The organism is uncultured Abiotrophia sp. (assembly GCF_938010525.1).
Taxonomy (GTDB): domain Bacteria; phylum Bacillota; class Bacilli; order Lactobacillales; family Aerococcaceae; genus Abiotrophia.
Map to the genome: position 1 here is coordinate 1 of NZ_CALLVK010000018.1, position 24,044 is coordinate 24,044.

General features: G+C 47.8%; 18 protein-coding genes and 12 tRNA genes. 3 read left to right on the top strand and 27 right to left on the bottom strand.

The window, feature by feature from the left end; genetic code table 11:
* The 3 genes from Q0339_RS03470 to Q0339_RS03480 form a co-directional block, all read right to left on the bottom strand.
* Positions 1–4,824: amidohydrolase family protein (locus Q0339_RS03470; RefSeq protein WP_298077434.1), on the bottom strand; the 4,824-nt coding region annotated here is incomplete at its 3' end.
* A gap of 8 nt (positions 4,825–4,832) precedes the next feature.
* Positions 4,833–5,519, bottom strand: a complete 687-nt coding sequence (locus Q0339_RS03475) for a methylase (protein ID WP_298077414.1) — start codon at positions 5,517–5,519, stop codon at positions 4,833–4,835.
* 127 nt (positions 5,520–5,646) lie between these two features.
* The gene (locus Q0339_RS03480; protein WP_035364854.1) at positions 5,647–6,249 is read right to left on the bottom strand and encodes a recombinase family protein; all 603 of its coding nucleotides are present in this window, start codon (positions 6,247–6,249) and stop codon (positions 5,647–5,649) included.
* A gap of 120 nt (positions 6,250–6,369) precedes the next feature.
* Here Q0339_RS03480 and Q0339_RS03485 point away from each other — a divergent pair, with 120 nt between their 5' ends.
* Positions 6,370–8,016: a DUF2075 domain-containing protein gene (locus tag Q0339_RS03485; RefSeq protein WP_298077418.1), complete on the top strand. Its 1,647-nt coding sequence runs from the start codon at positions 6,370–6,372 to the stop codon at positions 8,014–8,016.
* A 5-nt stretch (positions 8,017–8,021) separates the two neighbouring features.
* Positions 8,022–8,318, top strand: coding sequence for a nucleotide pyrophosphohydrolase (locus Q0339_RS03490; RefSeq protein WP_298077420.1), 297 nt, complete (start codon positions 8,022–8,024; stop codon positions 8,316–8,318).
* Between the two features lie 199 nt (positions 8,319–8,517).
* On the opposite strand, the gene Q0339_RS03495 is transcribed toward Q0339_RS03490, so the two are convergent.
* Complete coding sequence (locus tag Q0339_RS03495; protein ID WP_298077421.1) at positions 8,518–9,696, bottom strand: iron-containing alcohol dehydrogenase; 1,179 nt, start codon at positions 9,694–9,696, stop codon at positions 8,518–8,520.
* Between the two features lie 71 nt (positions 9,697–9,767).
* Entirely contained in the window at positions 9,768–10,859 is a 1,092-nt protein-coding gene (locus Q0339_RS03500) for an aldose epimerase family protein (RefSeq protein WP_298077422.1), read from the bottom strand.
* 227 nt (positions 10,860–11,086) lie between these two features.
* On the opposite strand from Q0339_RS03500, the gene Q0339_RS03505 reads away from it, so the two are divergent.
* Entirely contained in the window at positions 11,087–11,902 is an 816-nt protein-coding gene (locus Q0339_RS03505; RefSeq protein ID WP_023392450.1) for an AraC family transcriptional regulator, read from the top strand.
* 104 nt (positions 11,903–12,006) lie between these two features.
* On the opposite strand, the gene Q0339_RS03510 is transcribed toward Q0339_RS03505, so the two are convergent.
* From Q0339_RS03510 to Q0339_RS03615, 22 genes are all read right to left on the bottom strand, one after another.
* Positions 12,007–13,254 carry an NAD(P)H-dependent oxidoreductase gene (locus Q0339_RS03510; RefSeq protein WP_070755752.1) on the bottom strand — a complete coding sequence of 416 codons (1,248 nt, stop codon included), beginning with the start codon at positions 13,252–13,254 and terminating at the stop codon, positions 12,007–12,009.
* 27 nt (positions 13,255–13,281) lie between these two features.
* Positions 13,282–13,890, bottom strand: coding sequence for an NADPH-dependent FMN reductase (locus Q0339_RS03515; RefSeq protein ID WP_070755753.1), 609 nt, complete (start codon positions 13,888–13,890; stop codon positions 13,282–13,284).
* 27 nt (positions 13,891–13,917) lie between these two features.
* Complete coding sequence (locus tag Q0339_RS03520) at positions 13,918–14,838, bottom strand: FAD:protein FMN transferase (RefSeq protein ID WP_298077435.1); 921 nt, start codon at positions 14,836–14,838, stop codon at positions 13,918–13,920.
* Positions 14,839–14,912: 74 nt separating this feature from the next.
* A complete protein-coding gene (locus Q0339_RS03525; protein WP_298077424.1) occupies positions 14,913–15,059 on the bottom strand; it encodes a hypothetical protein in 147 nt (48 codons plus the stop codon).
* Between the two features lie 121 nt (positions 15,060–15,180).
* Entirely contained in the window at positions 15,181–15,798 is a 618-nt protein-coding gene (locus Q0339_RS03530) for an SAP domain-containing protein (protein ID WP_298077425.1), read from the bottom strand.
* An 87-nt stretch (positions 15,799–15,885) separates the two neighbouring features.
* Complete coding sequence (locus Q0339_RS03535) at positions 15,886–17,184, bottom strand: HAMP domain-containing sensor histidine kinase (protein ID WP_298077427.1); 1,299 nt, start codon at positions 17,182–17,184, stop codon at positions 15,886–15,888.
* A gap of 2 nt (positions 17,185–17,186) precedes the next feature.
* Positions 17,187–17,900 carry a response regulator transcription factor gene (locus Q0339_RS03540; protein WP_298077428.1) on the bottom strand — a complete coding sequence of 238 codons (714 nt, stop codon included), beginning with the start codon at positions 17,898–17,900 and terminating at the stop codon, positions 17,187–17,189.
* The gene (locus tag Q0339_RS03545; protein WP_298077429.1) at positions 17,881–18,522 is read right to left on the bottom strand and encodes a GTP pyrophosphokinase family protein; all 642 of its coding nucleotides are present in this window, start codon (positions 18,520–18,522) and stop codon (positions 17,881–17,883) included. The genes Q0339_RS03540 and Q0339_RS03545 overlap by 20 nt, the downstream gene beginning before the upstream one ends.
* A 638-nt stretch (positions 18,523–19,160) precedes the next feature.
* Positions 19,161–21,032, bottom strand: a complete 1,872-nt coding sequence (locus Q0339_RS03550) for an ABC transporter ATP-binding protein (protein WP_298077431.1) — start codon at positions 21,030–21,032, stop codon at positions 19,161–19,163.
* Positions 21,022–22,770, bottom strand: coding sequence for an ABC transporter ATP-binding protein (locus tag Q0339_RS03555; RefSeq protein ID WP_298077433.1), 1,749 nt, complete (start codon positions 22,768–22,770; stop codon positions 21,022–21,024). The genes Q0339_RS03550 and Q0339_RS03555 overlap by 11 nt, the downstream gene beginning before the upstream one ends.
* Positions 22,771–22,950: 180 nt before the next feature.
* Positions 22,951–23,021: transfer RNA gene (locus tag Q0339_RS03560), tRNA-Gly, on the bottom strand.
* Position 23,022: 1 nt separating this feature from the next.
* Positions 23,023–23,098, bottom strand: a tRNA-Asp gene (locus tag Q0339_RS03565).
* A gap of 3 nt (positions 23,099–23,101) precedes the next feature.
* Positions 23,102–23,174, bottom strand: a tRNA-Met gene (locus tag Q0339_RS03570).
* 9 nt (positions 23,175–23,183) lie between these two features.
* A tRNA-Ser gene (locus tag Q0339_RS03575) sits at positions 23,184–23,273 on the bottom strand.
* A 13-nt stretch (positions 23,274–23,286) separates the two neighbouring features.
* Positions 23,287–23,360: transfer RNA gene (locus Q0339_RS03580), tRNA-Ile, on the bottom strand.
* A 13-nt stretch (positions 23,361–23,373) separates the two neighbouring features.
* Positions 23,374–23,447 (bottom strand) — tRNA-Met (locus Q0339_RS03585).
* 5 nt (positions 23,448–23,452) lie between these two features.
* Positions 23,453–23,526: transfer RNA gene (locus Q0339_RS03590), tRNA-Pro, on the bottom strand.
* 9 nt (positions 23,527–23,535) lie between these two features.
* Positions 23,536–23,612, bottom strand: a tRNA-Arg gene (locus Q0339_RS03595).
* An 8-nt stretch (positions 23,613–23,620) separates the two neighbouring features.
* Positions 23,621–23,707, bottom strand: a tRNA-Leu gene (locus Q0339_RS03600).
* Between the two features lie 14 nt (positions 23,708–23,721).
* Positions 23,722–23,796 (bottom strand) — tRNA-Gly (locus Q0339_RS03605).
* A 12-nt stretch (positions 23,797–23,808) separates the two neighbouring features.
* Positions 23,809–23,893: transfer RNA gene (locus Q0339_RS03610), tRNA-Leu, on the bottom strand.
* Positions 23,894–23,900: 7 nt separating this feature from the next.
* A tRNA-Lys gene (locus Q0339_RS03615) sits at positions 23,901–23,976 on the bottom strand.
* Positions 23,977–24,044: the final 68 nt, after the last annotated feature.

The following is a 24,044-nucleotide window of genomic DNA, read 5'->3' on the forward strand; positions in this document are numbered from 1 at the left end:
AAAACCGTCTTCATTATAGAATCTATCTATCGCCCTGTCTATGGCACGACCACCCATTGCGTGGACAGAAATCTGACAGTTATTTTCTTTTGCAAAAGTAATAGCTTTTTCCATGCTTTCGTCTGAGTAAACCGGGATGCCGTAATTATCCGTATTCAGATAAGGTTTCTCAAGCCATGCAGTCTGTCCTGATATACTTCCGTCTCCAATAAGCTTAATCCCTGCTATTCTGATGTTTTCATTAAAGGAGCTCAAATCCCCTGTTATCCTAAAATCGGAATCATCCATAAAATAATCCCACATGTAATACAACGAAACCCTTTGCATAAAGCCTTTTGTTGCAGCCTCTTTGTATAGATTATAATTTCCGCCGGGGTGAAGATTTCCCATGTCTGTAACGGCAACAATTCCCTGCGAGGTCAAAAGGTTTCCTAAATCCACCAATGCATCTATTCTATCCTGCTCTGTTTTCTCCGGCATAAAGGGGATGACCAAATTTCTGGCATTTTCCATCAGAATACCGTTTGGCTCTCCATTTTCATCTCTGCCTATTTTACCGCCGGGAGGATCTTCAGTATTTTTTGTTATTCCTGCAATTTCAAGTGCTTTACTGTTAACACACCTAATATGTTCACAGCTTCTTACCAATAAAACCGGATTGCTTGGAGCAGCTTTATCTAAATCATACCTGTCCGGAAAACGCCTCTCCTCATATTTTCCTTCATCGTATCCCCAACCTAAAATCCATTCCCCCTGTTCAATTTCTTCTGCAGCTTCTGAAATAGTTGAAATCAGATCCTTTATGGAATTTATCTTCGGAGGAAGACAGGCAATCTGTTTACTGTAGTCTGCAAGCATCAAAGGGTGCATATGAGCATCTACAAATCCCGGAATAACAGTTTTCCCATGTAAATCTACTACTTCATCTGCCATATATTTAATATCTTCTTTATTACCTCTACTATCATAGAATATAGGCACTTGTTCAAATATTGAGGTTGTTAACCTCCTTTCTTTCCCTTCGCTTCCAATTACATGCCGTAGTTCATTATAATCTTTAAACAGTTGATTCAAATCAAATCGATTCTGTAAATATATAATTGAAACTATAGAATGAAAGTCATTTGAATTTATCACTTTATTTAAAATTTTATTTAACTCATCATACGTGGTAAACGTTCTGATGGGGCCAATTTTGCTACCTTTTTCTCTATATGAAACTACTAAGCCTCCTGTAATGTCCGTATTTGGAAATACATTAGCAGAATCCTGTTCATAAAATACAACTTTTAGATTATCATCAGACAGCATTTTTTCATTCCATGCCTTTGGAGTTTTGCCCGCATTAAACAAAAATCTTCCTGGTGTTATCAATATTACTTTGTCAGCTATTTTGTACGATAATTCCATAAAGTAATTATATAAAGGACGATCACTAGTTCCCTCCAAAGTTTCCTGATACGGCGGATTCCCCACCACAACATCAAATTTCACGTGACCAAACGCCTCCTCTACTTTTTCTTTCCCCTTGTCTATATCCTGCTTTAGAACGTCCGTTAGCCCCGGAATATAAACCACATTCGTCTTATAACCTCTGTATCCTGCTAGTGTCCGCTCCGTAATGGTTTTGGCCATTGGAGTCTGGGCAATAACATAGATATTTCTGCTTAGAATCGACTGATAGACTTGTCTATCAATAAATCGCTTGTCTTCATTGGCTAACATGGCCTGATAGTATAAGCTCATCGCAGCGTGCAAGGGATATAGGCCTGTCTTGGAGTTTATATCAATAATCTTGGTATCTGGGTGATAGATTTCCTTAGTCACTTCACGCTCTACCCAATGTAGGTTAGGTCTTCCGCCATCCGTCATCGCATGGAAATCATCATCGTAGAAGTTCAAGCCACCGATCCCCTTGGCAATTTGCATGTTAACAACACGCCATGGGGTGAGGACTGTTTCCTTATCGGGATTCTTGAAACTGCCAAATAATTCAGCAATCCGCTCTGCACGTTCAATAAAGTCCAGCTCGTCTAGCTCTTTGGCGCGATGCCGAATAATTCGACCTGCTTCCACGAAGACTTCTGCATCATAGAATTGTGCGATGTCATGGAACAGCTCCTTAGTAAAGCCCTTAGGCATAAACTCCTTCCAAGACTTATCATCCACCTGCTTGACGAATTCCTCAATCGAGATATCCTCTTGAATATCGACATCCATCCCATAAATCATGAGAGGAATCTTAGTTGATACCCCTCGCAAGATTGAAATCATGGTCTTACGCTGTTGCTTAGCCTTTTTAATCTTTTCAATTGCTTCTTGCTCTTCAGGGGTGCGGTCTCGTTTTTTCTTTTTCTTGCCCTTCTCACCCTTCTCATATTCTTCATCGGTCAAACCATTGTCATTGACAGTAATCGTCTTAGGTGTCTTCTGTTTGCTTGTTTTACCAACAATCGCGCTTAAGTCTTGGAATAACTTAGCATCGCCCTCTGTTAAGGTGAGAAGCTTATCATTATAGAGACTATCGTCTTCAAAGCCAGATCGTACAGCTTTTTCTGCATATACCTTCTTCAATTGAGTTAACATGCGATCAACATCATAAGTTTTCATGCCATTGTCTGCTTGACCAAGAATTGGCAAGAAATTCAAGAGGTGAGACATGGCTTTCTTCTGCTGATGAGTATTTTTCTTACCCACACCAGAATTAATCTGCGCACTCTCAGCCATCACAGTCAGCGCACGATCTGGCGCAAAATCAAAGATATAGCAATGCTTCTTCATCCCTAATTTTTCATGAGCAAATGGCGTCTGAGCACGAAAGGCAGCCTGTAAATAATTCATTGCTGAGTTAGTATTGGATAAAAATATAACGGCTGTCCATTCGGGAATATTGACGCCAGTCGTTAACTTACGAACCGTTAGGGTAATGGTTTTTGTCTGCGAAGGGTCGTCTGTTATCGCCTTACGCACTTTTTCCAGGTCCGCCTCATTGGCAACGCCATCGTCACTATCCCGCTCGCTTCCTCGAACTACATTAACAATTTGGTACTCCTTACCAAAAATTGGATGCTCCTTCATAAGGTCTTCTAAGGCGTTGGCTTCTTTAACTCCTGGTAATAACCAGAGTGTGTGTCGCAATTCTTCTCGGTAGGCCTTGGTCGAGAAAGGATAGTTGGTTCGGCTATCAGGATTGGTAATATTATCAAGAAAGGCTCGAACCTCTTGCTTATGCACTAGACAACCTGAGTCATCTGTACGGAAGAACTCCCTGAAATTAAAAGATTTCCGTTCGTCTAAAAATTTCTTATTCTTCATCTCGAAGGTATACATAGAGACCTTCGGTAACTTCTCGTAAGGGTTTGGTTCATTGGGTTTCTCCAGTGCCCACTTAAGTTTAGCCGTCTGTTCCATGGTATAGTCCCAGGTATAGACTTGATCTTCTTCAAATTTATCCAAGAGGTTAAAGGGGGTCCCAGAAAGCTCCAAAACTTTGGTTTTATCTTTGACTAGCTGTTCCATTACAAGCTCACTTAGCTGAGTCTGAGTACCTTCATGCGCTTCATCAATCAGAATGAGATCCCAGTCTACCTCAGCGAACGGGACTAAGTTCGTTTGCGCATTATTATGACGTAAGAGCTGAATGGAAGCAAAATAAACGAAAGGCTTGCTTCCCTTTTTGAGTGATTCAAGCGAGGCACCTTGGGTCACTGAACCATATTCATAACCTTCTTGGCTCATCATCATTTTCTTAAAGTCCTCGAACCAAGAATCTGACACAACGGGACGATGCGTCATAATCAGGACTTTTTGGAAACCTTCTTCTTTGACCAACTGAAGAGCCGTTAACGTCTTGCCAAAGCGCATTTTGGCATTCCAGAGCATTGTATCCTTAGTCTTGAAGGCCTGGCGTGTCTTAGCAACTGCCGCTTCTTGTTCTGGACGTAAAACGACCGCCGTCTTCTCTGCTACCGACTCATTGATGTATTCACGTCCATCTTTTACCGCTTGAATAGCCGATTTGGCTGTCTCCAAATCCGTATCAAACCACTCATTGCCTTCTAGCAATTCTGAATGCTTAATTCCAGAACGTCTTAAAACATTGTGGACATCATAATCATGGAACCAGGTCTTGTCTGATTTGCGATAAGCCAGTTCAACCCATCCCAACATAAAAGGCAGGCCTGAGGTCTTCATGTATTGTTTGATACGTTTAGGTGCTAACTTCCGTAAGAAACTACTATTCGGACTCCAGTCTCCCTCGACTTCATCTTCTGGAACGGTTCCTTCGCCAACTTTGTAAGTCCCATCAAAAGCAGGAAATTGGCCACTCGCATTGTCAACTGTCTGAACATAGATAAATTTCCGCTCAGCTGTTTTGTAGAGGGCTTGAGCTTTAGGCTCTAAAAATTCATCGAATAAGTTAGCCTGAATTTCATCGTCAATATAGTTAATAACGAACCAGACTAAGATATAGAACATATGCTCCAAGGCTCTAAGCGCATTCTCTTGCGTTGCGTCAGAGGGGTTCAGAACGTGGGCAGAATTATTGCCTTTCCCTTTGATCTCGTATAAATAATCCACAACATGCTTATCATTAATCGAATGCCTAATTTTTCGAAGAATCTCATTGAAATTATCCCGCTCACCCAATTCAATGTAGGCACGATCAGCAAATAACTTGGCTGTATTTTCCGCGACTTTACGGACTTTGGTCAAGGTCCCTTCATAGTCTTTCTGAGCGTAGTTTTCTTCCGCCATATTAATAGTCGCATACAATTCTGCTGTGTCTAGATCGACACTTAAAAAATCAAAATTTGAAACCACACTCATCCTTAATCCCCCAATAAGTATACTTTTTGTATTTCAATTTCTGTTATGATTTTTTCAACCTCTGGCTCGCTAGCAACCTCTTCCTCCCATTCAAAGAGGCTAAGTTGTTCCATTACAAGTTTTTTCTCCTCTTCCACTTCTTCACCGAATAATTCCGCAAAGGCAAATGGAATTGCTCGAACTTTGCTCGGATATCCCGGGACTTTCTGCCATTCAATCATTCGGATTGGCTCTTCAGTTATGGGATGACGTTTGGTTAAGGTATTCCCTCTTACAATATTCTTGTGGATGATATAATTTGCCGATTTGTAGATGTTGGTCTGACTATTGAGTCGCTCACCAAAAGCCTCTTCATACCAATCGAGATAGTAATTAAACATCCTCGAGCGTGCTACATCAAGATTGTCTGCAAGATACTCGATGCCATAAATTGAGGCTAGAGCTACTAGTGCCTTGGTCTTCCAATTACGTTTATCATACTGCTCTGTTACAGCCTTCAGCTTCCGTTCTAGAATTGCTAAGAGGAAGTTGCCATCTCCTGCTGCTGGCTCTAGAAAAGTAGCATAAATATTTTCACAGGCTTCTTTTATACCAGGAGTATCTAGCATCTTCTTCACCATCCATGCAGGAGTGAAGACTTCCCCATGCTGCTGAACGCGCTTCTTACTTTTTATTAATCCCTCTGACATGCACTCACCCAGCTCCCATTCCCAGTCCACAAACCCGAGGTTTTTCGAACTCTTTTTTTATCATTTAATGAAGGCGGTTTTAGTCGCCTTCTCACAAGACTTATTATACCATTTTTTGGACTTTCTGCTAGAGGTTAAGATTGCCTTTTTTTAGTTGGTTTAGGTAGTAGTAAAACTTAGATTTTTTAACCTGGGTCAGTTGAAGAATCTCTTGGATAGACAATTGATTTTGCGGACGATTTAGATATAGCTCTAGTGCTCTTTCAATTCGGTCGTAGTGTTCTCGTGGTCGGCCTAATTTAATACCATTCAGTCTTGCTTTCTCAATTCCTGCCCCTGTACGTTCGATAATCAAGTCACGTTCAAATTGAGCAAATGCCCCTAATATGTTGAACATCAGCAAGCTTAAAGGGCTTGGCTTTTCGTGAGCTTCGAAGATCAAATTATCTTGTAAAAATCTCACTTGAACACCTTTGCTGTTGAGAGTAGTCACAATTTGATTAAGGTCAATAATGCTACGTGCTAGTCGGTCAATTTTGGTAACCACCACCTCATCTCCGCGCTGTGCTATCTCCAAAAGATTCTGCAAAGCTTCCCGATTCTCAGTTGTAGTGCCACTTGTCTTGTCGACGAATATTTGGCAGACGCCGTAGTGCCGCAGTTCTTCATATTGGATATCCGTTTTCTGCTGAGCAGTCGATACCCGTACATAGCCATATTTCTTTGTCATTTTCATACTCCTTTTTGCACTCATCTAGTTAGTAGTGCTGGCTTCACCATAGCATAGGTCACCTCTAGTCCGAAAAACCTCGGTTTCTCGGACCCTTAGCTCAGACAAGGCGGTGGCCTAATGGCGGATTTTATTCTTGAAGAAGTACGATTTGACAAGGACTCGATTGGACAAATTACAGAAGAGTTACTTACCGACTATCCCATTATCTATATTCTGCATAATACGGACAAACGTCGACCTGATGCCTATATTGGTGAAACTGACCAAATGCCCAAGCGCATGAAAACACACCTAAAAGATCTGCGTCGCTGCAAAATGACCCAGACACTTCTAATTGGTAACCAGGACTTCCATAAGTCCGCTACCTATGACTTCGAAACCAAACTCATTAACTATTTCCTAGCGGATGAGAAATATAAGCTACAGAACCGGAGCCAGACTAAGCAGAAGAAGACGGCTAATTACGCTAACAAGACTTACTTCCAGCAAGAGCTATTTCCCCAACTGTGGGAGAGCTTACGAGCTAAGAAACTTGTCAACCATACCATAGCCGAAATAGAAAATAAGGACATCTTTAAGCTGTCGCCATTCAAAACGCTATCTACTTCTCAACAAATAATTAAAGAAGAGGTGCTTAACTTCTGCCAACAAGCACTCTCTGACAACCAACACCACCTCTTCCTAATCGAAGGCGAGGCTGGCACTGGCAAGAGCGTTGTCATCTCAGCTATTATGCATCGGCTGGCGGATTTGGCTGCGGACAAGAACTCTCCTTTCCATGGGGTGAAGAGCCGGCTCCTAGTCAACCATAGCGAGATGCTGAAGACCTATAAGGCTATCGCTGCCGGCTTGCCCAATCTCAAGAAGAATTCCTTCGACAAGCCCACCCCCTTCATTAACAAGGGTCAGGAAGTCGATATTGTCCTGATTGATGAGGCTCATTTGCTCTTGTCTCAGTCTGATGCCTACAATAATTTCAGGCAGGACAACCACCTAAGCGAGATTCTCAAGTTAGCCAAAATAGTGGTCTGTATCTTTGACTCTAAGCAAGTTCTCAAGGTGAAAAGCCACTGGGACAAAGAACGCCTCTCTGCCGTTATAGGGAGCGAGCTCAAGCTCCATCATTTCCATTTGACCGACCAGTTCCGTATGCAGGGGGCTGGCGCTGTCATTGATTGGATAGATGACTTAGTGGACCAGCGACTGCTCTCACCTTGGCCTGAAACGGATGGCTTTGACTTCCAAGTAGTAGCAGATCCAAGTCGCTTCAAGGATATGATTTGGGAGAAAGATCGGATTCTCGGCCTATCCCGCATCATTGGAACCTTCGACTATGAGCATAAGAAGGATGGTAATAGTTATCTGGTTGACCCAGGTGGGATTAACCTGCCTTGGAACTCAACCGTAGACAACCAGACTTGGGCCGAGCGACCTGAGACCATCCATGAAGTAGGCTCTATCTACACGATTCAAGGCTTCGACCTCAACTATGCTGGCGTGGTGATTGGTCCATCGGTCGACTATGATCCTGAGACGGATCGTATTGTCGTGGACCCTAACCGTTACATGGACCGTGGCGCCAAGGTCCGGCGGGCTGATATGGATGATGACACCTATGCTCAGGCCTTGGAGCAGATGATTCTCAATTCCTTGAATGTCCTACTCAAGCGCGGTGTAAAAGGCCTCTACCTTTATGCCGTTAATCCACGCCTACGAGACAAATTACTGGCTCTACAATCCGCAGCAAAATCCACAGAGGAGTGATGTCTATGACGATTATGGACGAAATCAATGCCTTCCGCGACGCACGCAACTGGCGTCCCTTTCATAATGAAAAAGACCTAGCCATGTCGGTTGCTATTGAAGCAGCCGAACTCATGGAAATTTATCAATGGCGGTCACCCGAGGACGTTAACGGCCCTGAGTTGGAACATATCAAAGAGGAGTTAGCGGACGTCCTCATTTACACCTATATGCTAGCCGATAACCTAGGCCTCGATATTGATCAGATTATCCGGGAAAAGTTAGTTAAGAATGCTGTTAAGTATCCGGCACCGAAAGAATAAAAGAAGCAGCTAGCCATCAGAGCTAGCCGCTTCTTACTTTGCTTATAAGACTCGCAAAGGAGCCAGTGGTCCACTCGACGGAGTGGACCACTAGCTCCTTACTTTTCTGCCTTTTTAGTAGCTTTTCGGCACTTCCTGGCCTAGCCAGTGGTCCACTCGACCGAGTGGACCACTGGCGCGCCAAACAAGTCACTTTCTCTTAACTCCGATAGGTTACGCCAGGCGTCAGGCAGTCTTCTAGGATAGCGCGCACATCTTCTGCTGCTAGTGGCACATAGCTAGCTGTCAGGCGGGGCGCCACACGTTCTGATATGACATCGAATTTGGCATCATCGATGCCGACTTCTGGCAGGGTCATGGGCAGGTGGGCCAGGTCTTCGAAGAATTGATAGGTGGCTTCGATGCCGGCCTTAGCCATTTGATATTTATCGGCCTGCTCGGGCACCAGCCAGACGGTGCGGGCATAGTGGGCGAAGCGGTCGACGGTCTGGTCATTGAGGACATAGGCCATCCAACGCGGGGTCAGAATAGCCAGGCCGACTGCGTGGGTAATATCATAGTAGGCCGACAGCAGATGCTCAATCGCATGGCAGGTCCAGGCACCGGCCCGGCCTTTGGAAGTCAGGCCGTTGAGGGCCATGGTGGAAGCCCACATGAGGTTGGCCCGGGCCTCATAGTCATCCGGATTAGCCAGCGCGATTGGCAAGTACCGAATACAACAAGACAGAATGGCCTCGGCTAGGCGTTCTTGAATGAAGGCTTCTTGATGTTGGAAATAATTCTCGAAGGTATGGGACATGATATCAGCAGTCCCGGCAGCCGTCTGATAGGCTGAGACCGTGAAGGTGTAGGTCGGATCGCAGATTGAAGCGTAAGGATAGAGGACATAGGCGCCGGTCCCCTTCTTATCATCTGTCTCGAAATTAGTAATAACGGCCCCCGTATTCATCTCGGTCCCGGTCGCTGACAAGGTCAAGACATCAATGAGCGGCAGGGCTTGGCTAATCTTGCTTGGGTCTAACACCAGGTCCCAGGCATCCCCTTCATAACAAGCGGCCGCCGCAATGACCTTGGAGCAGTCAATGGTAGAACCACCTCCTACGGCCAGGACAACATCAATATCGTGCTCCTTACAGAGGGCTGCCCCCTGGCGGACCGACTCAATGCGGGGATTAGGTTCCACGCCAGCTAGTTCCACGATTTGGCAGTCGGACAAGAGCTCCAAAATCGTATCATAGAGGCCTATCTTCTTAATAGAGCCACCACCGTAGACCAGGAGGACGCGCCGGCCCTTGGCCTTGACCAGTTCTGGCAGATGGGCGATTTGGCCCCGGCCGAAGTAGAGCTTGGTCGGAATGTCGTAAATAAAGTTATCCATAAATTTCTTCCTTTCTAAGGTGAAGCTGGGGGAATGTAAATAAGGAAGCTAGGCTGGCAAGCTCAGTTAGCCTACCAAGTCAATTTGAAACAAGTCTCACTCAGGTAGGCCTGGTCCGGCGTCAGGACAATAGAACCCATGTCGGGATGGTGAGGGGCGTCAGGCGCCACTTGGGTCTCGAAGCTGACACCGATATAAGGCACCTGCTCCTTGCCACCTAGGATAAAGCCTGGAACTTGGTGGTTATGGGTATAGATGACCGCGCATGGCCGGTCGGTCCAAACCTTGACCTGGCGACCGCTAGCCGGTTCGATTAAAGTGCCTTGAGGTGCGACTTCCTGGCCATGGCCCAAGGAGTGGGCCTGGCCGACTGGCACCGGGGCATCCAAGACATAGGCATGGTCAAGCCCCTTGCCTCGGATGGCCAACTGCTCTTCATGAGGGTGGCGGTCAATGACCTGACCCAGGGTCTGGTCGGCTAAACGCAAGTCCAAGCCTGGATGCTGATCCAAAGCCCAAGTCCCCCCGAGGGGCAGGCCAGCTGGGGTCAGCGGAATCATGTGGCTGGCCTCAACTTGTAAGATATGGTTAGTAATAGGCGCTTGAGCATTGCCGTTGAGGTTGAAGTAAACATGGTTGGTCGGGTTCCAATAGGTAGGCGCATCGCTGCTAGCCTCATAGCGGACGGTCCAGCAATTGTCCTGGTCCAGGCTATGGATGACCCGGGCTGACAAGTTACCTGGATAGCCATTGTGGCCGGCTGGGTCCACTAGGCTGAAGATGACGGAGACCTGGTCGGGGCCTTCTTCAATTTCATAGTCCCAGTTGGCCAGGTCTAGACCCTCTGGTCCCCCATGCAAATGGGTGCTTCCTTCGTTAGGCGTCAAGGCCAAGGCTTCCTGCCCTAAGCTCAAAGGCTCAGGCCCAATGCGGCCGGCTACCCGTCCCACTGTGGCCCCATAATAGGTATGGTAAGTGGCTTCGTCCTCTAAATTGGTCAGACTGAGAATCAAGGATTCTCGACCATTTTTGCTAGGAATTGACAGGTCACTAATTCGGGCACCCAGGGTGCAGAAGCTTGCCCGTAAGCCCTGCTTATTTTCTACCAGAATTTCCGTGACTTTTTTATCTGTAAAATTTTTTGATATTTCCTTTACATACATCTTGAATTCCTCCGTTAAACCGTTTACAATATAACTATACCACTTTTTAGCACCATGAGACAACAGCAAAAATCATGGAACTTGGCCTGCTAACCAATATTTTGGAGAAGTTTAATTAAAATTTAATGGGAAACTCAATGGTACGGGTTCCAATTTTAATTTAAATGGTGTATTATTATAGTAGAACATTGCACGTTCGCTCAAAAACAGAAAGGAGATTGCTTTTTATGTATATTTCGAATGTAAATTCTGCATCAGTCAAGCTAACTTCGATTACAACTCAGCAATTACCTGCCAACGAGCATCACAAAATAGCATCAGAAGATTTATTAATTTTCTATGTTAACAAAGGCGCGGGTATTTGTCACTCAGAATATGAACAACACGAGATTAAGAAGCGTGATGTCATTATCCTGAACCCAGGCACCACCATTACCCTTGATCCAATTCGGAAGATTGACTGGATCTGCATTGCCCTATCCGGTGTTGTCTTCACTTCCTCACAGGAAGCCAACTCTAGCTCACAATTATTTGTGGCATCCCATCCTAACCCAACTCTCAAGTACTACTTGGACTTGGCTCTGATTGAAGAGTCCAACCGTTTCCGCGGTTCCGACCTCATCATGAAAAAGTTGATTGAGTGTGTGATGATTCATCTCTTACGTCACAACGAATTATCAATCAAGGACGCCAGCCTCCAAGCTAAGCATAATGAGATTGACGTGCTCCAAAATTATATCCGCAAGAACTACTCTAAGAAGATTACCTTGGAAGAGTTGTCTGACTTGGTGGATATCAATAAATACTACCTGATCCGCCTCTTCAAGCAACAAACTGGCTTGTCACCAATTGACTACCTGATTCACGTTCGCTTAGAAGAAGCAGAGAAGCTATTGGCTAAGTCTAACATTACCGTCTCTGATATCTCAGACCGGGTTGGCTTCCACTCACCTTCTCACTTCTCCAAGACCTTCAAGGAGAACAACCACTGTACGCCTTCCCAATACCGCAAACGCTACTCAGCTAACACGGTGCCATTATAAGGCTACTCCTTTTGACTTCAATCCCTGCTGTGGCAGGGATTTTTTTATGCCACAAATACAAAAGGAGCGCCCGACATAGTCGGGCGCCCTTTGCCTAGGCTTAATTAGTTGCTGGCGCCAGAAGTAGCGTCAGCTTGTGCGCCACCACCGCCGTGGCTGTCTGGCGCATCAGAAGCACCAGAAGTCGCATCGGCATGGCCGCCACCGTGTGGGCCAGGGGCCACACTGCCGTTACCGCCAACGAGGCGTTGACCAGTAGATTGTAAGTACCAGTCTAACCATGGTTGGAAGTTGAAGACAATCTCGTTGATCCCAGCGTAAGACCCATCTGGGTAGTACATAGCTTGGTAGTTGTGAGTGTTAATAACCCCTTCAGGTGAACCCGGTACAATAGTCCGTACATACTCTTGGTCACCGTTACGGAGAACCCCAACTACCCACTCAACGTTCTTCATCCGCGCAGCAGGCAAGGAGTTGTGAACGGTTGATAAGCGGCTACCTGATTGAGATGGCACGCGTTTAGCGAACATGGTGTTAGGATCTTGGTGAGCGTTGTTATAGTAGAGGAATTGGTTGTTGTCATCGGCATAAGTCAACTCGAAAGGCATGGCCTTAAGGAACATGTCGATTTGGTTAACGGTCAGAATCCCGTGGTCTAACTTGACGTAAGTATCGCCAGAGACTGCCCCTACCAGCTCAGCTGCTTTTTCTACCCATTCTGGATCATCTGGATCCACCCCTTGGATAGTAGTCGCGATTGGGTTAGTTACATCTAAGTCTTCAGGTTCGATTGGTTTTGGTTTCTTCAATTTAGAAACGACCTCCACATACTTAACGAAGTTATCCAAGCAAGAGCCTAAGAACTTAACCGTGCCTTCGTTGGTGATGTTGCCGTTCAAGTCGAAGGCTTCTTTGGCTTTACCTAATAGGAATTCATTCCCTGGTAAGGTATAAGCGTTCACCCCTGGTGCGTCCAAGATCTTGCGGAGGTGAACTTGGGCACGTGAAGTCCCTTGATCATGGTAGGAAGCCCCTACGATCATAACAGGTTTGCTTTCAAATGGGTGTACTTCATAAGACAACCATTCCAAGACATTCTTCAAGGCTGCGGTAATGGTGTGGTTGTGTTCTGGGGTTGCGATGATGACCCCATCCGCACGTGTGATTTTGTTGTAAAGTAAGCGAAGTTGGAAGCTATCGTCCCATTTGCTTTCTTGATTGAAGAGAGGCACTTCATCAATTTCCAACACTTCTAATTCGAATTTGAGTTTGAATTCCCGGCGGATAAACTCTAATAATTTACGGTTATAGGATTGTTCAGCATTTGAACCAACAAGTCCGACAAATTTCATAGTTTTCTTCCCTTCTCGTCACGTATGTTATAGGTTTTCCCAGTCAAAGTTTTCCGCTTCTTTGTGGAGCAGATCTTGCGCGCTTTTCAGCTTTTGCGTAATCTTCACGAATAAACGGAAATCATCGAAGATGGCGTCTAATTTCTTAATGGTGTCTAGGTCAATCAGGTTGCCCTTCTTGTCAAAGGCCTGTAAGGAGTGTGACAAGAGGAATTCTGAACCAGGCATGACGTTAGCCTTCAATTCTGGGGAGTCCAGGATTTGGCGTAATTGTAATTGAGCCCGTGAAGAACCTAAGGTCCCGTAAGAAGCCCCAGTAATCATAACTGGCTTATTCAAGAGTGGGTAAATCCCATAAGACAACCAAGCTAAGGCGCTCATTAAGACCGCTGGAATGGCGTGGTCGTATTCAGGTGTCCCGATAATAACCCCATCAGCCGCATCAATTTTAGCAGCAATTTCCTTAACGATTTCTGGAACTTGCTTGTCAGCTGGTTTGTTGAAGAGTGGGATATCTTGAATCTCAACGAGTTCGATTTCGGCCTTATCAGCAAAATGCTTCTGCATGTATTGAAGCAAACGACGGTTAGTGGAACGTTGGAAGTTAGTCCCAACAAGTGCAATAAATTTTGTCATAAGTGTTCCTCTCTATACTTAGAATGTTCAGTCTCGCTTGAGACCGGAAGTATGGTAGATGTGTTGGTCTTGGGTGACTAAGACAGCCTCGAGACCGGTTTGCGCCTCGACCTGGGCCAGGATATCCGCTGGCATGTCGCCGAAGAGGCGGGTTGTCCAGATTTCGCAATCGACGGAATGCTGGGCAATAATGGTCAGGCTGGCAATGGGGCTAGTCATAGGATAACCCGTCTGGCGATCCAGTATGTGGTGGTAGGTCTGGCCTCCGCGCGATAGGGTCCGCTCATAGATGCCTGAGGTCACCACCGATTGGTCCACAATAGGTAGAACCATAAGGTGCTGGCCCCGTGCCGCCAAGGGATTCTGAATGCCAATCTGCCAAGCTTGCTGCCGGTCTTGATTCTGGCCAATAGTCAGAATATTACCGCCTAAGTCAATCAAGGCTGATTGGACTCCCTGCGCTAACAAGAAATCCTTAAGACGGTCAGCGATATAACCTTTGGCTAGGGCGCCAAGGTCTAGCTTCATGCCGGGCAAGGCCAGCTGGACTGCCAACTTGTCCTCATCCATGAGGATATTGGCAGGGTCCGTGAGAGCCAAGGCCGCTTGAATTTCCTGTGGGCTTGGGACGCGGGCATCTTTAAAGCCAATCCGCCAGGTTTGGACCAAGGGCCCTATGGCGATATTGAGATGGCTACCAGGGGCTAGGCTGTGGGTCCGTCCCAGTTGAATGAGCTCGAAGAGCTCGGGATGGACGGTCACTGGGGCCAAGCCTGCTTGCAGGTTGACCTGCATGAGCTCCGAGCGCGCATCATTGGCACTAAAGCGCATATTATAGGTATGTAGACGTTCTTCCACCGCATCGAGGAGGCTCGGATCTTCCGAGTCTGCCAGTGAAATGGCGATTGTCGCACCCATCAAATGAATGATACGTTTGATATAAGGCAATTCACCACTCCCCTCCGTGTTATACAAACATCCACACCTATTATACCACCCTTAGAGCGTTTTCACAAGCTATTCTAGAACCAATCCTGAGGGTGTGTATGAGACTTAAGATGCGTAAAGAGCAGACGGTCAGACGATTGACTAGATTGTGCTGGCGTCTGGCTCCCCGTCAGACTTGGGTCAATATGGATAGTGGCTGCTTCCTTAAGTCTTTTAGGCAAAAAAAAAACAGTAAAGCTTTTGAACTGCACCCCATCAGTTGGATTTTTATTGTCCAACTTATAGGGTGCAGTTGTTTTTCGCTTTACTGTTTTGTCTTAGCTTTAATCACTTGAGCATTCCCTACTTGTGATAGTCTTTTAACTTATCTTCATAGTCACTTAAGAGATTCTCTGAATAGATTTTTTCCTTGTCTGAATCTCTAACTTCTTTCCAGAGAATGGCCGCTACTTTTAATTTGTTTGAGTAGTGACTACTATTTTTATCGGCACAGAAATCCTTTAAAAACTGATTCCATTGACATACAGAATGATCATACTTGGCATAATCTGATTGGCCGTCATAGACCTTCAGCAAGTCTCGAATTGTAAAGTTACGATCCTGTTCGCTTTTTACTTTCCGCCAGGCAGTGGCCATATCCGCAGTAAATTTAAAGGGCGAGATCCCCGTTAAAGCAGCGAAATATTCTCTGAATTTTGCATTAAAGGAAAAACCACATTCAAGTAAGGGACTATCTAAGGTAATATTTTCAACCTGCTTCTTGCCCTTTTTTCTTGGCGATTTCTTAATTAAATTGCCTTTGAAGTACTCTTCAATAATGTGATTGAGTTCTTTTTTGGTTCCTCTATATTCTAATCCTAGAGACTTGCATATCTGTGAAATTTCCTCACGATACCAATAATAGTGATTAAACTGGTCAAAGGATCTAATCTTTTCAAACTCAGGTCTAGTTTCCATCAATTTGCTAGCTCCTCAAAACTTATTTGCTTTTTCGACTCAACAGCATGGCCTTTGACTGACTTTAGGCAAAGGCTTGCAGCATGAGCTTTAGAGGCTGACCACAAAGCGGATGCCCCCATCCTTGTAGTGGACGCTGATCTTGCCCCGGTGTAGGCTGACAATGTTTTGGGCCATGGACAGGCCGATGCCATAGCCTTGGGCGGGCTTGGCCTCCCCTCCTGCTAGCGTCGAGTCTGCCTCAACCCCATCTGAGCTAACCACTTGGCGGGTGCGGGACTGGTCGGACCGATAGAAGCGGTCGAAGAAGAGGCGGTAGTCCTGGCCCTGACCGGCTGCATAATCGTTGGAGACGGTCAGAACCGCCCGCCCCTTTCTCAGCCAAGGCTTGTAGTTGGCCAACTGCAGTCGCACAGTTCCCTGAGGGTCGCAGTACTTGCGGGCATTGTCCAGGAGGATGCTAACTAGCTCATAGAGATCGTCAGGCACCCCCTGCAGGCTGATGCCTTCTTGAATGTCGGCCTCGTAATGCAGGCCTTCTTGTTCCCAGAGGGCCGACATGCTGTGGGAGACCCGCTGGACCAGTTGGCTAAAGTCAACCGTAACAGGTGCCTGGTCCTTGCGTTCTTCTAGCCGAGCCAGGCGGATTAATTTAGCGATCAAATGATCCAGCCGGTTGACCTGATCCTTGGTGCTCTGGGTCCACTCCGTCTCGCCGGTCAAGAGCTCCTGCAACTCATTATTGGCTGCAATGACCGCCAGTGGCGTCTTGAGCTCATGCCCCGCATTGGTAATGAAGGAACGTTGCTTGTCGTAATTGCGGACAAAGGGCCGGATGGCCAGGCCAGAGAAGATGGTCACCACCACCACAAAGGCCAGCCAGCTGATGGCTGCGATTTGGATAGAGAGGACCAAGAGGGCCCAACGGTCGCGGAAGGCCTGGGTGGTCTCGAAGAAGACGACTAGGCGTTCCGTCTCGGAGACGGGACTAATGCGATAGGAGAAGTAGCGCCCGTCTTCTTCCAGGTAACCCCGGTCGCGGAAGGATTGCAGGCCCGACTGATCCACAAAGCCTTGAATTTGTTCCGAGGTCAGGTGGTTGGCCGTCCCCGGGTTGATGATGGCCTCGTTGGCCTTGATGCGGGCGCTAAAGTAGTTAAAGTTATAGAGGGTCCCCTGGCTGACGAACTGGCGGTCAAAGGTCTGGCGGTTCTCATTGGTATCAGGGATGGTCCCATTATTTTCCGTCAAGAGGTCTAGGACGGCCTGAATATCGTGCTCAGTCTGCAGGTAGCGGACCGTGTTAATGACGCCGACCAGGGTCATGAGGATGAGGGTAATAGCCAGGGTCGTAATGGCGATAAATTGGAAACGCAGCTTGCGGAACATGGCTAGTCGCCCCCTTCCAGGCTCTGGCTAGGCTCGGTTGGCGCGGCTTCCACTAGCAACTGGTAAGGACCACTTGGTTGGCCCACAATCTGGAGATTGGAGCGGATACTGAGTAGCTTTTGGACCAAGTAGGCCAGATAGACATTGACCAGCTCATAGTCTGGCAGACCCGGCTCACCGGCCCAGACATGGTCATAGATATAGGTTTGAGACAGAGCCTTGCCTGGGTTCTTCATGAGCAGGGCCAGGAGCTTGGCTTCCTTGCCGGCCAGGCGAATGGCGTTGTTGGCCGATACTTCCATTTCTTCTAGCTTGAGTTGTGTGTTGCCTAGGGCCAGTTGTGGCGCCTCATAGTGGTCCACCCGACGGGACATAGACCGCAGGCGGGCCAGGAGTTCTTTGAGTGAAAAGGGCTTGGTCAGGTAGTCGTCAGCCCCAGCATCCAGGCCGGTCACCCGGTCGTCGACTTCAGCCATGGCCGTCAGCATGATGACGTGATTGGTGTGGCCACTGGCCCGAATTTCCTTGAGGGCCTCAATGCCGTCCTTTACTGGCATCATAATGTCCAGAATCATGAGGTCATAGACCGTCTGCTGGGCTAGTTGGACCGCTTGCTGGCCGTCCTTGGCCCAATCCACCTGATAACCTTCATGGGCTAGGGCCGTCATCACGACCCGGGCCAATTGTTGTTCATCTTCAGCTAGCAGGATCCGCATGGACCTCACCCCCTTGGATTAAGTGTCGAATGGTCTGCATGGTCAAATCACAGGAGGCCAGCTCGTCGGCACAACGTTTGAGCTCGCGACTAATGCGCTCCGGATTGGCAATATCATGCTTGTACTTCATCTGATGCTCTAGGCTGGCCCAGGAATCCATGGCGATGGTTCTGAGCTGAACCTCGATATAATAACGCCCCGGCGTCTGCCCCTGACAGTCCGGAAAGTCGGTCTCTGCCTCTAAAATGACATGGTAGGAACGGTAGCCATTGGGCTTAACTTGACTGATGTAGTCCTTCTCCTCCACCACCTCATAACCGGCTTCCTGACGCAGGCGGTCGACTAGCTTATAAATATCTTCGACAAAGCCCGTAACAATTCGGACGCCAATGGCATCGCGAATGACCTTAAGGGCTGACTGCGGCGTCTGCTCCAGGCCTTTGCGCTGGCACTTGTCTCGCATGGAGTCCTCGGCCTTGACCCGGCAAATCAGATGCTCATAGAGCTTGAAGCCCGTGGCGGCCTTGTTCTCCTTATTATAGTCTTCCAATCTTCTAATCAAGTCTTGCATAATAGGCGCTAGGTAAGCCCCGTAGTCGCCGTATATTTCCTCATGTGACATGCCGTCACCTCCTCGCAAAGCTTCTTGCCCCTATTATAACATCTCCCCAGCCTTTTGTGGTTTAGGACACATTTTCTTCTAAATCTTTACATCTTAAGATAAAACTTGCTCAGGCTAGCCGGAGGAACTTGCTAGTAGCTAGCATTTTCTGCTAGTGAGCTTGGGCTAGCTTAGCCGACGAGCTTGCCTGCCTTTGACTCCTAGCTGAGCCGAGCCAGTCCATTGTTCCACCTATCTATGGACTGGCACCAGGAAAATCACCCCTATACATCTCTTTTTCCTGCAAGCTTGCCCTGCCAGTCCATTGTTCCACCTATCCATGGACTGGTACCATAAACCTAACTTGCCAGCCGGTTTGGCCCTTTTCCCTGGTTTCCGACCTAGCTAGTGGTCCACTCTCAAAAGTGGACCACTGGCTCCCGGCTTGCACCTCGTTTTGCTCCCTTTTCCTTGCTTCCCGGCCCAGCTAGTGGTCCACTCTTCAAAGTGGACCACTGGCTCCCGGCTTGCACCTCGTTTTGCCCTCTTTTCCTTGCTTCCCGACCCAGCTAGTGGTCCACTCTTTAAAGTGGACCACTAGCTCCCCCATTTCCCCATACAAAAAAGCAGGGACCAGAGTCCCTGCTTACTTGCTGCCTTTAGTCGATTTCTAGGCCGCCGGTGTAGAGGCGGTAGTAGGTGCCTCGCTCGGCCATGAGGGAGGCGTGGTTGCCGCGTTCGATAATGCGGCCGTGGTCCATGACCATGATGACGTCAGAGTTGACGATGGTGGACAGACGGTGGGCGATTACGAAGACGGTGCGGCCGGCCATGAGACGGTCCAGGCCTTCTTGCACCATTTTTTCGGTCCGCGAGTCGATGGATGAGGTGGCCTCGTCCAAAATGAGGACGGGCGCGCCAGCCAAGGCCGCACGGGCAATGGCAATCAGCTGGCGTTGGCCGTTGGAGAGGCCGGCCCCGTCATCCGTCAGCAGGGTTTCATAGCCTTGATCCAGATGCTTGACGAAGGAATCAACGTTGGCGATACGGGCCGCCTCCAGAATCTCCTCGCGACTGGCGTCTTCTCGGCCGTAGGCGATATTTTCCGCGATCGTCCCGCTAAAGAGGTGGGTATCCTGCAAGACGATGCCCAGAGATTTGCGCAGGGAGTCCTTGTCAATCAGCTTGACGTCGATGCCGTCATAGGTAATAGAACCTGACTGGATATCGTAAAAGCGATTGATCAAGTTAGTAATGGTGGTCTTACCTGCCCCGGTTGCCCCGACAAAGGCCACCTTCTGCCCCTTATCAGCGTAGAGCTGGATGTCATGCAGGATCTGCTTCTTGCCATCATAAGAGAAGTCTACATTGTTGAAGACCACATTCCCTACCAAAGGCACCAACTTATATTGGCCTTGTGGACGCGGATGTTTCCAAGCCCAGCGATTAGTCTTCTGGTCAGTGACAACTAGCTTACCGTCGACTTCTTCCACATTAACCAGAGTTATCTTCCCTTGGTTGGCTTCTGGCTCCTCATCTAGCAAATTGAAGATGCGGTCTGCCCCAGCCGAAGCCATGAGGACAAAGTTAAGCTGTTGGGAGACCTGAGCAATCGGTCCGATAAAGGAACGGTTGAGTTGAAGGAAGGACATAAGTCCGCCAATGGTCAAGCCGCCTACTCCATTCAGGGCCATAAAGCCCCCGGCAATGGAAGTCAGGACGAAGGAGATGTTACCCAAGTTCCCTAAGATTGGCATAAGGACGTTAGAGAAGCGGTTGGCCAGGTAGGAAGATTGGAAGAGTTGCTCGTTAATTTGGTTGAAGGCTTCAATGCTGGCTGTTTCATGGACAAAGGCCTTGATGACCTTCTGTCCAGACATCATTTCTTCAATAAAGCCATTCTCAATCCCTAAATTCTTCTGTTGCTCGCCAAAGTAACGACCAGACTTGCTAGAAACTGTCTTGATGACCCAGACCATAATGGCCAGCATGACCGCCACCACTAGGAAGAGCAAGGGGCTGACTACCAACATGGAGACCGTGACCCCGATCATGGTGATGGCAGACGAGAAGAGTTGAGGAATAGACTGCTCGATGGCCTGACGCAGCGCGTCGATATCATTGGTGTAGATAGACATAATATCCCCATGAGGATGGGTGTCAAAATACTTAACCGGCAGCTTCTGCATACGCTCAAAGAGCTGATTACGTAGGGAGCGCAGGGCATCCTGAGAGATGGTGGCCATCATGATAGAGAAGCCATAGTTGGCGATGACCCCAACCAAGCAGAAGAGGGCTAAGCCCAACAAGAAGTCACGCAGAGGCCCGAAGTCACTAGAGCCCGTCTGCAACATAGGTTGGACGAAATTGTCGACCAAGGAGCGGATAGAACTGGTCAGGTTAACGGTCACTAGGGCTGATATAACAATCAGGACAGCGGCGACCAGGAGGACCCACTTGTAGTCCTGCCACATGAATTTGAGGAGTCGGACAATGGAAGTCCAATCGCCACGTCTTTTCTTATTCTCCATCTGACGCCGCCTCCTTTCCTTGGGTTTGCATTTGATAAACTTCTTGGTAGATAGCATTGCTTGCTAGCAGCTGCTCATGATTGCCAATGGCATCGATTTTGCCGTCATTCAAGACCACAATGCGGTCGGCCTCTTGAATCGACGAAATCCGCTGGCCGATAATGAGCTTGGTGGTCTCTTTAAGACTAGAAGCCAAGCCCTGACGAATCAGACTGTCGGTCTTGGCATCCACGGCTGAGGTGGAGTCATCCAGAATCAGAATCTTAGGATTCATGAGTAAGGCACGAGCAATACAGAGCCGTTGGCGCTGACCACCAGACACGTTAGCCCCGCCACGTTCAATCATGGTGTCGTAGCCATCCTTGAACTCGGAGATAAATTCGTGGGCCTGAGCCAGCTTGCAGGCTGCCTCAATTTCGGCGTCAGTGGCATCCTTCTTACCCCAGCGCATATTTTCCTTAATAGTCCCGGAAAAGAGCACATTGGTCTGCAGGACCATGGCCACTTGGCGACGCAGGCTATCAAGGTTGTAGTCGCGGACATCCTGTCCCCCAACCTTGACAGCACCGGCTTCGACATCGTATAGACGCGGAATGAGTTGAACCAGGCTGGACTTACCGGACCCGGTTCCCCCTAGAATCCCGATGACCTCACCAGACTTAATGCTGAGGTTAATGCCCTCTAAGACATGGGCCTTATCGCCATTTTCATCAGTATAGGCAAAGCTGACATCTTGGAATTCGATACTACCGTCAGCCACTTGAGTCAGGCCATTTTCAGGCGAGACAATGGTAGACTGGGTCTTGAGCACTTCATTAATCCGTTCAACGGAGGCGATGGATAGGACTAGCATGACGAAAATCATCATGAGCATCATAAGGGACATGAGAATGGTCATGGTGTAGGAGAACATAGAAGTTAATTCCCCGGTCGTCATGTTGCCAACAACAATAAGATGGGCTCCCATCCAAGAGATCATGAGGAAAGAAGCATACATAGACAGCATCATAGCTGGCGTGCTTAAGACGCTGACATTAATAGCCTTCATGAACATGCGGTAAATTCTGCCAGAAGCAGTTTGAAACTTAGTAGTCTCCTGGGCTTCCTTAACATAGGACTTAACCACCCGCATATTGGTGATGTTCTCTTGGATACTGCTGTTGAGGTTGTCGTAAGCCTTGAAGACCTCAGTGAAGAGCGGATAGACAATCTTAAGAATGAGAGCTAGTACACTCCCTAAGAATAGAGCTACCCAGACAAAAATCATGGCCATCTGGCCATTAATGAGGAAGGTCGCCCAAATGGCAAATATCAAGTTAAGCGGTGCCCGTACGCCGACCCGGATAATCATTTGATAGGAGTTCTGAACGTTGGTCACGTCGGTCATCATACGAGTAACCAGCCCACCTGATGAGAAACGGTCAATATTCTCGAAGGAGAAGGACTGAACCTTGGTGAAGAGGGCCTTACGCAAGTTCTTGGCAAAGCCAGCCGAAGCAAAAGCCCCATAGCGGGCAGACTGCATACCACAGAAGAGGGATAAAAAGGCACAGACCAGCATGAGGCCACCATAAAGGGCCACCTGCTGCATATCCCCCATCTGGACGCCCTTGTCTAAGAGCATGGCCATGACAAAGGGAATGGAAATCTCAAAAATGACTTCCAGAAACATATAAAAGGACGCTAAGAATGAGGGTTTCTTATACTCCTTAATCTCAGCAAGCAATGACTGAAACATAACTACCTCCTAGTATCGGATACCGAGTATCCCTTCATTAAAATAGAAAAGCCCCTGACAGCCTAGCTGTAGGGAAATCACAAACTATTGTACATACTCATTATATAGAATCTTCCATTCATGTGCAAGAATGGAGGCAAGACCATAAAAAAAGAGCAGCTCAAGCTGCTCTAGTATGCAAGCGGGTGACGAGAATCGAACTCGCGACGACAGCATGGGAAGCTGTAGTTTTACCACTAAACTACACCCGCATGGCGGTCCCGACGGGATTTGAACCCGCGATCTCCTGCGTGACAGGCAGGCATGTTAACCCCTACACCACGGAACCTAATTGCGGAGGTAGGACTCGAACCTACGACCTTCGGGTTATGAGCCCGACGAGCTGCCAACTGCTCCACCCCGCGATAATATTAAGGAGGATAAGGGATTCGAACCCTTGCACGCTTTTACACGCCTGACGGTTTTCAAGACCGTTCCCTTCAGCCGGACTTGGGTAATCCTCCAAGATATTCACTATGGACCTTGTAGGACTTGAACCTACGACCACTCGGTTATGAGCCGAGAGCTCTAACCAGCTGAGCTAAAGGTCCAACAAGATCATTATAGCGGCGAAGGGGATCGAACCCCCGACCTCCCGGGTATGAACCGGACGCTCTAGCCAGCTGAGCTACACCGCCATAAATCGGGAAGACAGGATTCGAACCTGCGACCCCTTGGTCCCAAACCAAGTGCTCTACCAAGCTGAGCTACTTCCCGTTTGATTAATGGCGCGCCCAAGAGGAGTCGAACCCCTAACCTTTTGATCCGTAGTCAAACGCTCTATCCAATTGAGCTATGGGCGCTAATATAATGGTGCCGAGGACCGGAATCGAACCGGTACGGTATTGCTACCGCAGGATTTTAAGTCCTGTGCGTCTGCCAGTTCCGCCACCCCGGCACTATATTAACTATTGGAGCGAAAGACGGGATTTGAACCCGCGACCCTCACCTTGGCAAGGTGATGTTCTACCCCTGAACTACTTTCGCGAATATCAAGAATGGTGCGGGTGAAGGGAGTCGAACCCCCACGCCGTGAGGCGCTAGATCCTAAGTCTAGTGCGTCTGCCAATTCCGCCACACCCGCAAAAGAATGGTGAGCCATGAAGGACTCGAACCTTCGACCCTTTGATTAAAAGTCAAATGCTCTACCAACTGAGCTAATGGCTCTAATTAGAAATGGTGCCGGCCAGAGGACTTGAACCCCCGACCTACTGATTACAAGTCAGTTGCTCTAC

Excerpts from the sequence above, each read along its gene's own strand:
- Q0339_RS03475 (WP_298077414.1), bottom strand. The coding sequence starts at position 5,519 with ATGTCAGAGGGATTAATAAAAAGTAAGAAGCGCGTTCAGCAGCATGGG.
- Q0339_RS03480 (WP_035364854.1), bottom strand. The coding sequence starts at position 6,249 with ATGACAAAGAAATATGGCTATGTACGGGTATCGACTGCTCAGCAGAAA.
- Q0339_RS03485 (WP_298077418.1), top strand. The coding sequence starts at position 6,370 with ATGGCGGATTTTATTCTTGAAGAAGTACGATTTGACAAGGACTCGATT.
- Q0339_RS03490 (WP_298077420.1), top strand. The coding sequence starts at position 8,022 with ATGACGATTATGGACGAAATCAATGCCTTCCGCGACGCACGCAACTGG.
- Q0339_RS03495 (WP_298077421.1), bottom strand. The coding sequence starts at position 9,696 with ATGGATAACTTTATTTACGACATTCCGACCAAGCTCTACTTCGGCCGG.
- Q0339_RS03500 (WP_298077422.1), bottom strand. The coding sequence starts at position 10,859 with ATGTATGTAAAGGAAATATCAAAAAATTTTACAGATAAAAAAGTCACG.
- Q0339_RS03505 (WP_023392450.1), top strand. The coding sequence starts at position 11,087 with ATGTATATTTCGAATGTAAATTCTGCATCAGTCAAGCTAACTTCGATT.
- Q0339_RS03510 (WP_070755752.1), bottom strand. The coding sequence starts at position 13,254 with ATGAAATTTGTCGGACTTGTTGGTTCAAATGCTGAACAATCCTATAAC.
- Q0339_RS03515 (WP_070755753.1), bottom strand. The coding sequence starts at position 13,890 with ATGACAAAATTTATTGCACTTGTTGGGACTAACTTCCAACGTTCCACT.
- Q0339_RS03535 (WP_298077427.1), bottom strand. The coding sequence starts at position 17,184 with ATGTTCCGCAAGCTGCGTTTCCAATTTATCGCCATTACGACCCTGGCT.
- Q0339_RS03540 (WP_298077428.1), bottom strand. The coding sequence starts at position 17,900 with ATGCGGATCCTGCTAGCTGAAGATGAACAACAATTGGCCCGGGTCGTG.
- Q0339_RS03545 (WP_298077429.1), bottom strand. The coding sequence starts at position 18,522 with ATGTCACATGAGGAAATATACGGCGACTACGGGGCTTACCTAGCGCCT.
- Q0339_RS03550 (WP_298077431.1), bottom strand. The coding sequence starts at position 21,032 with ATGGAGAATAAGAAAAGACGTGGCGATTGGACTTCCATTGTCCGACTC.
- Q0339_RS03555 (WP_298077433.1), bottom strand. The coding sequence starts at position 22,770 with ATGTTTCAGTCATTGCTTGCTGAGATTAAGGAGTATAAGAAACCCTCA.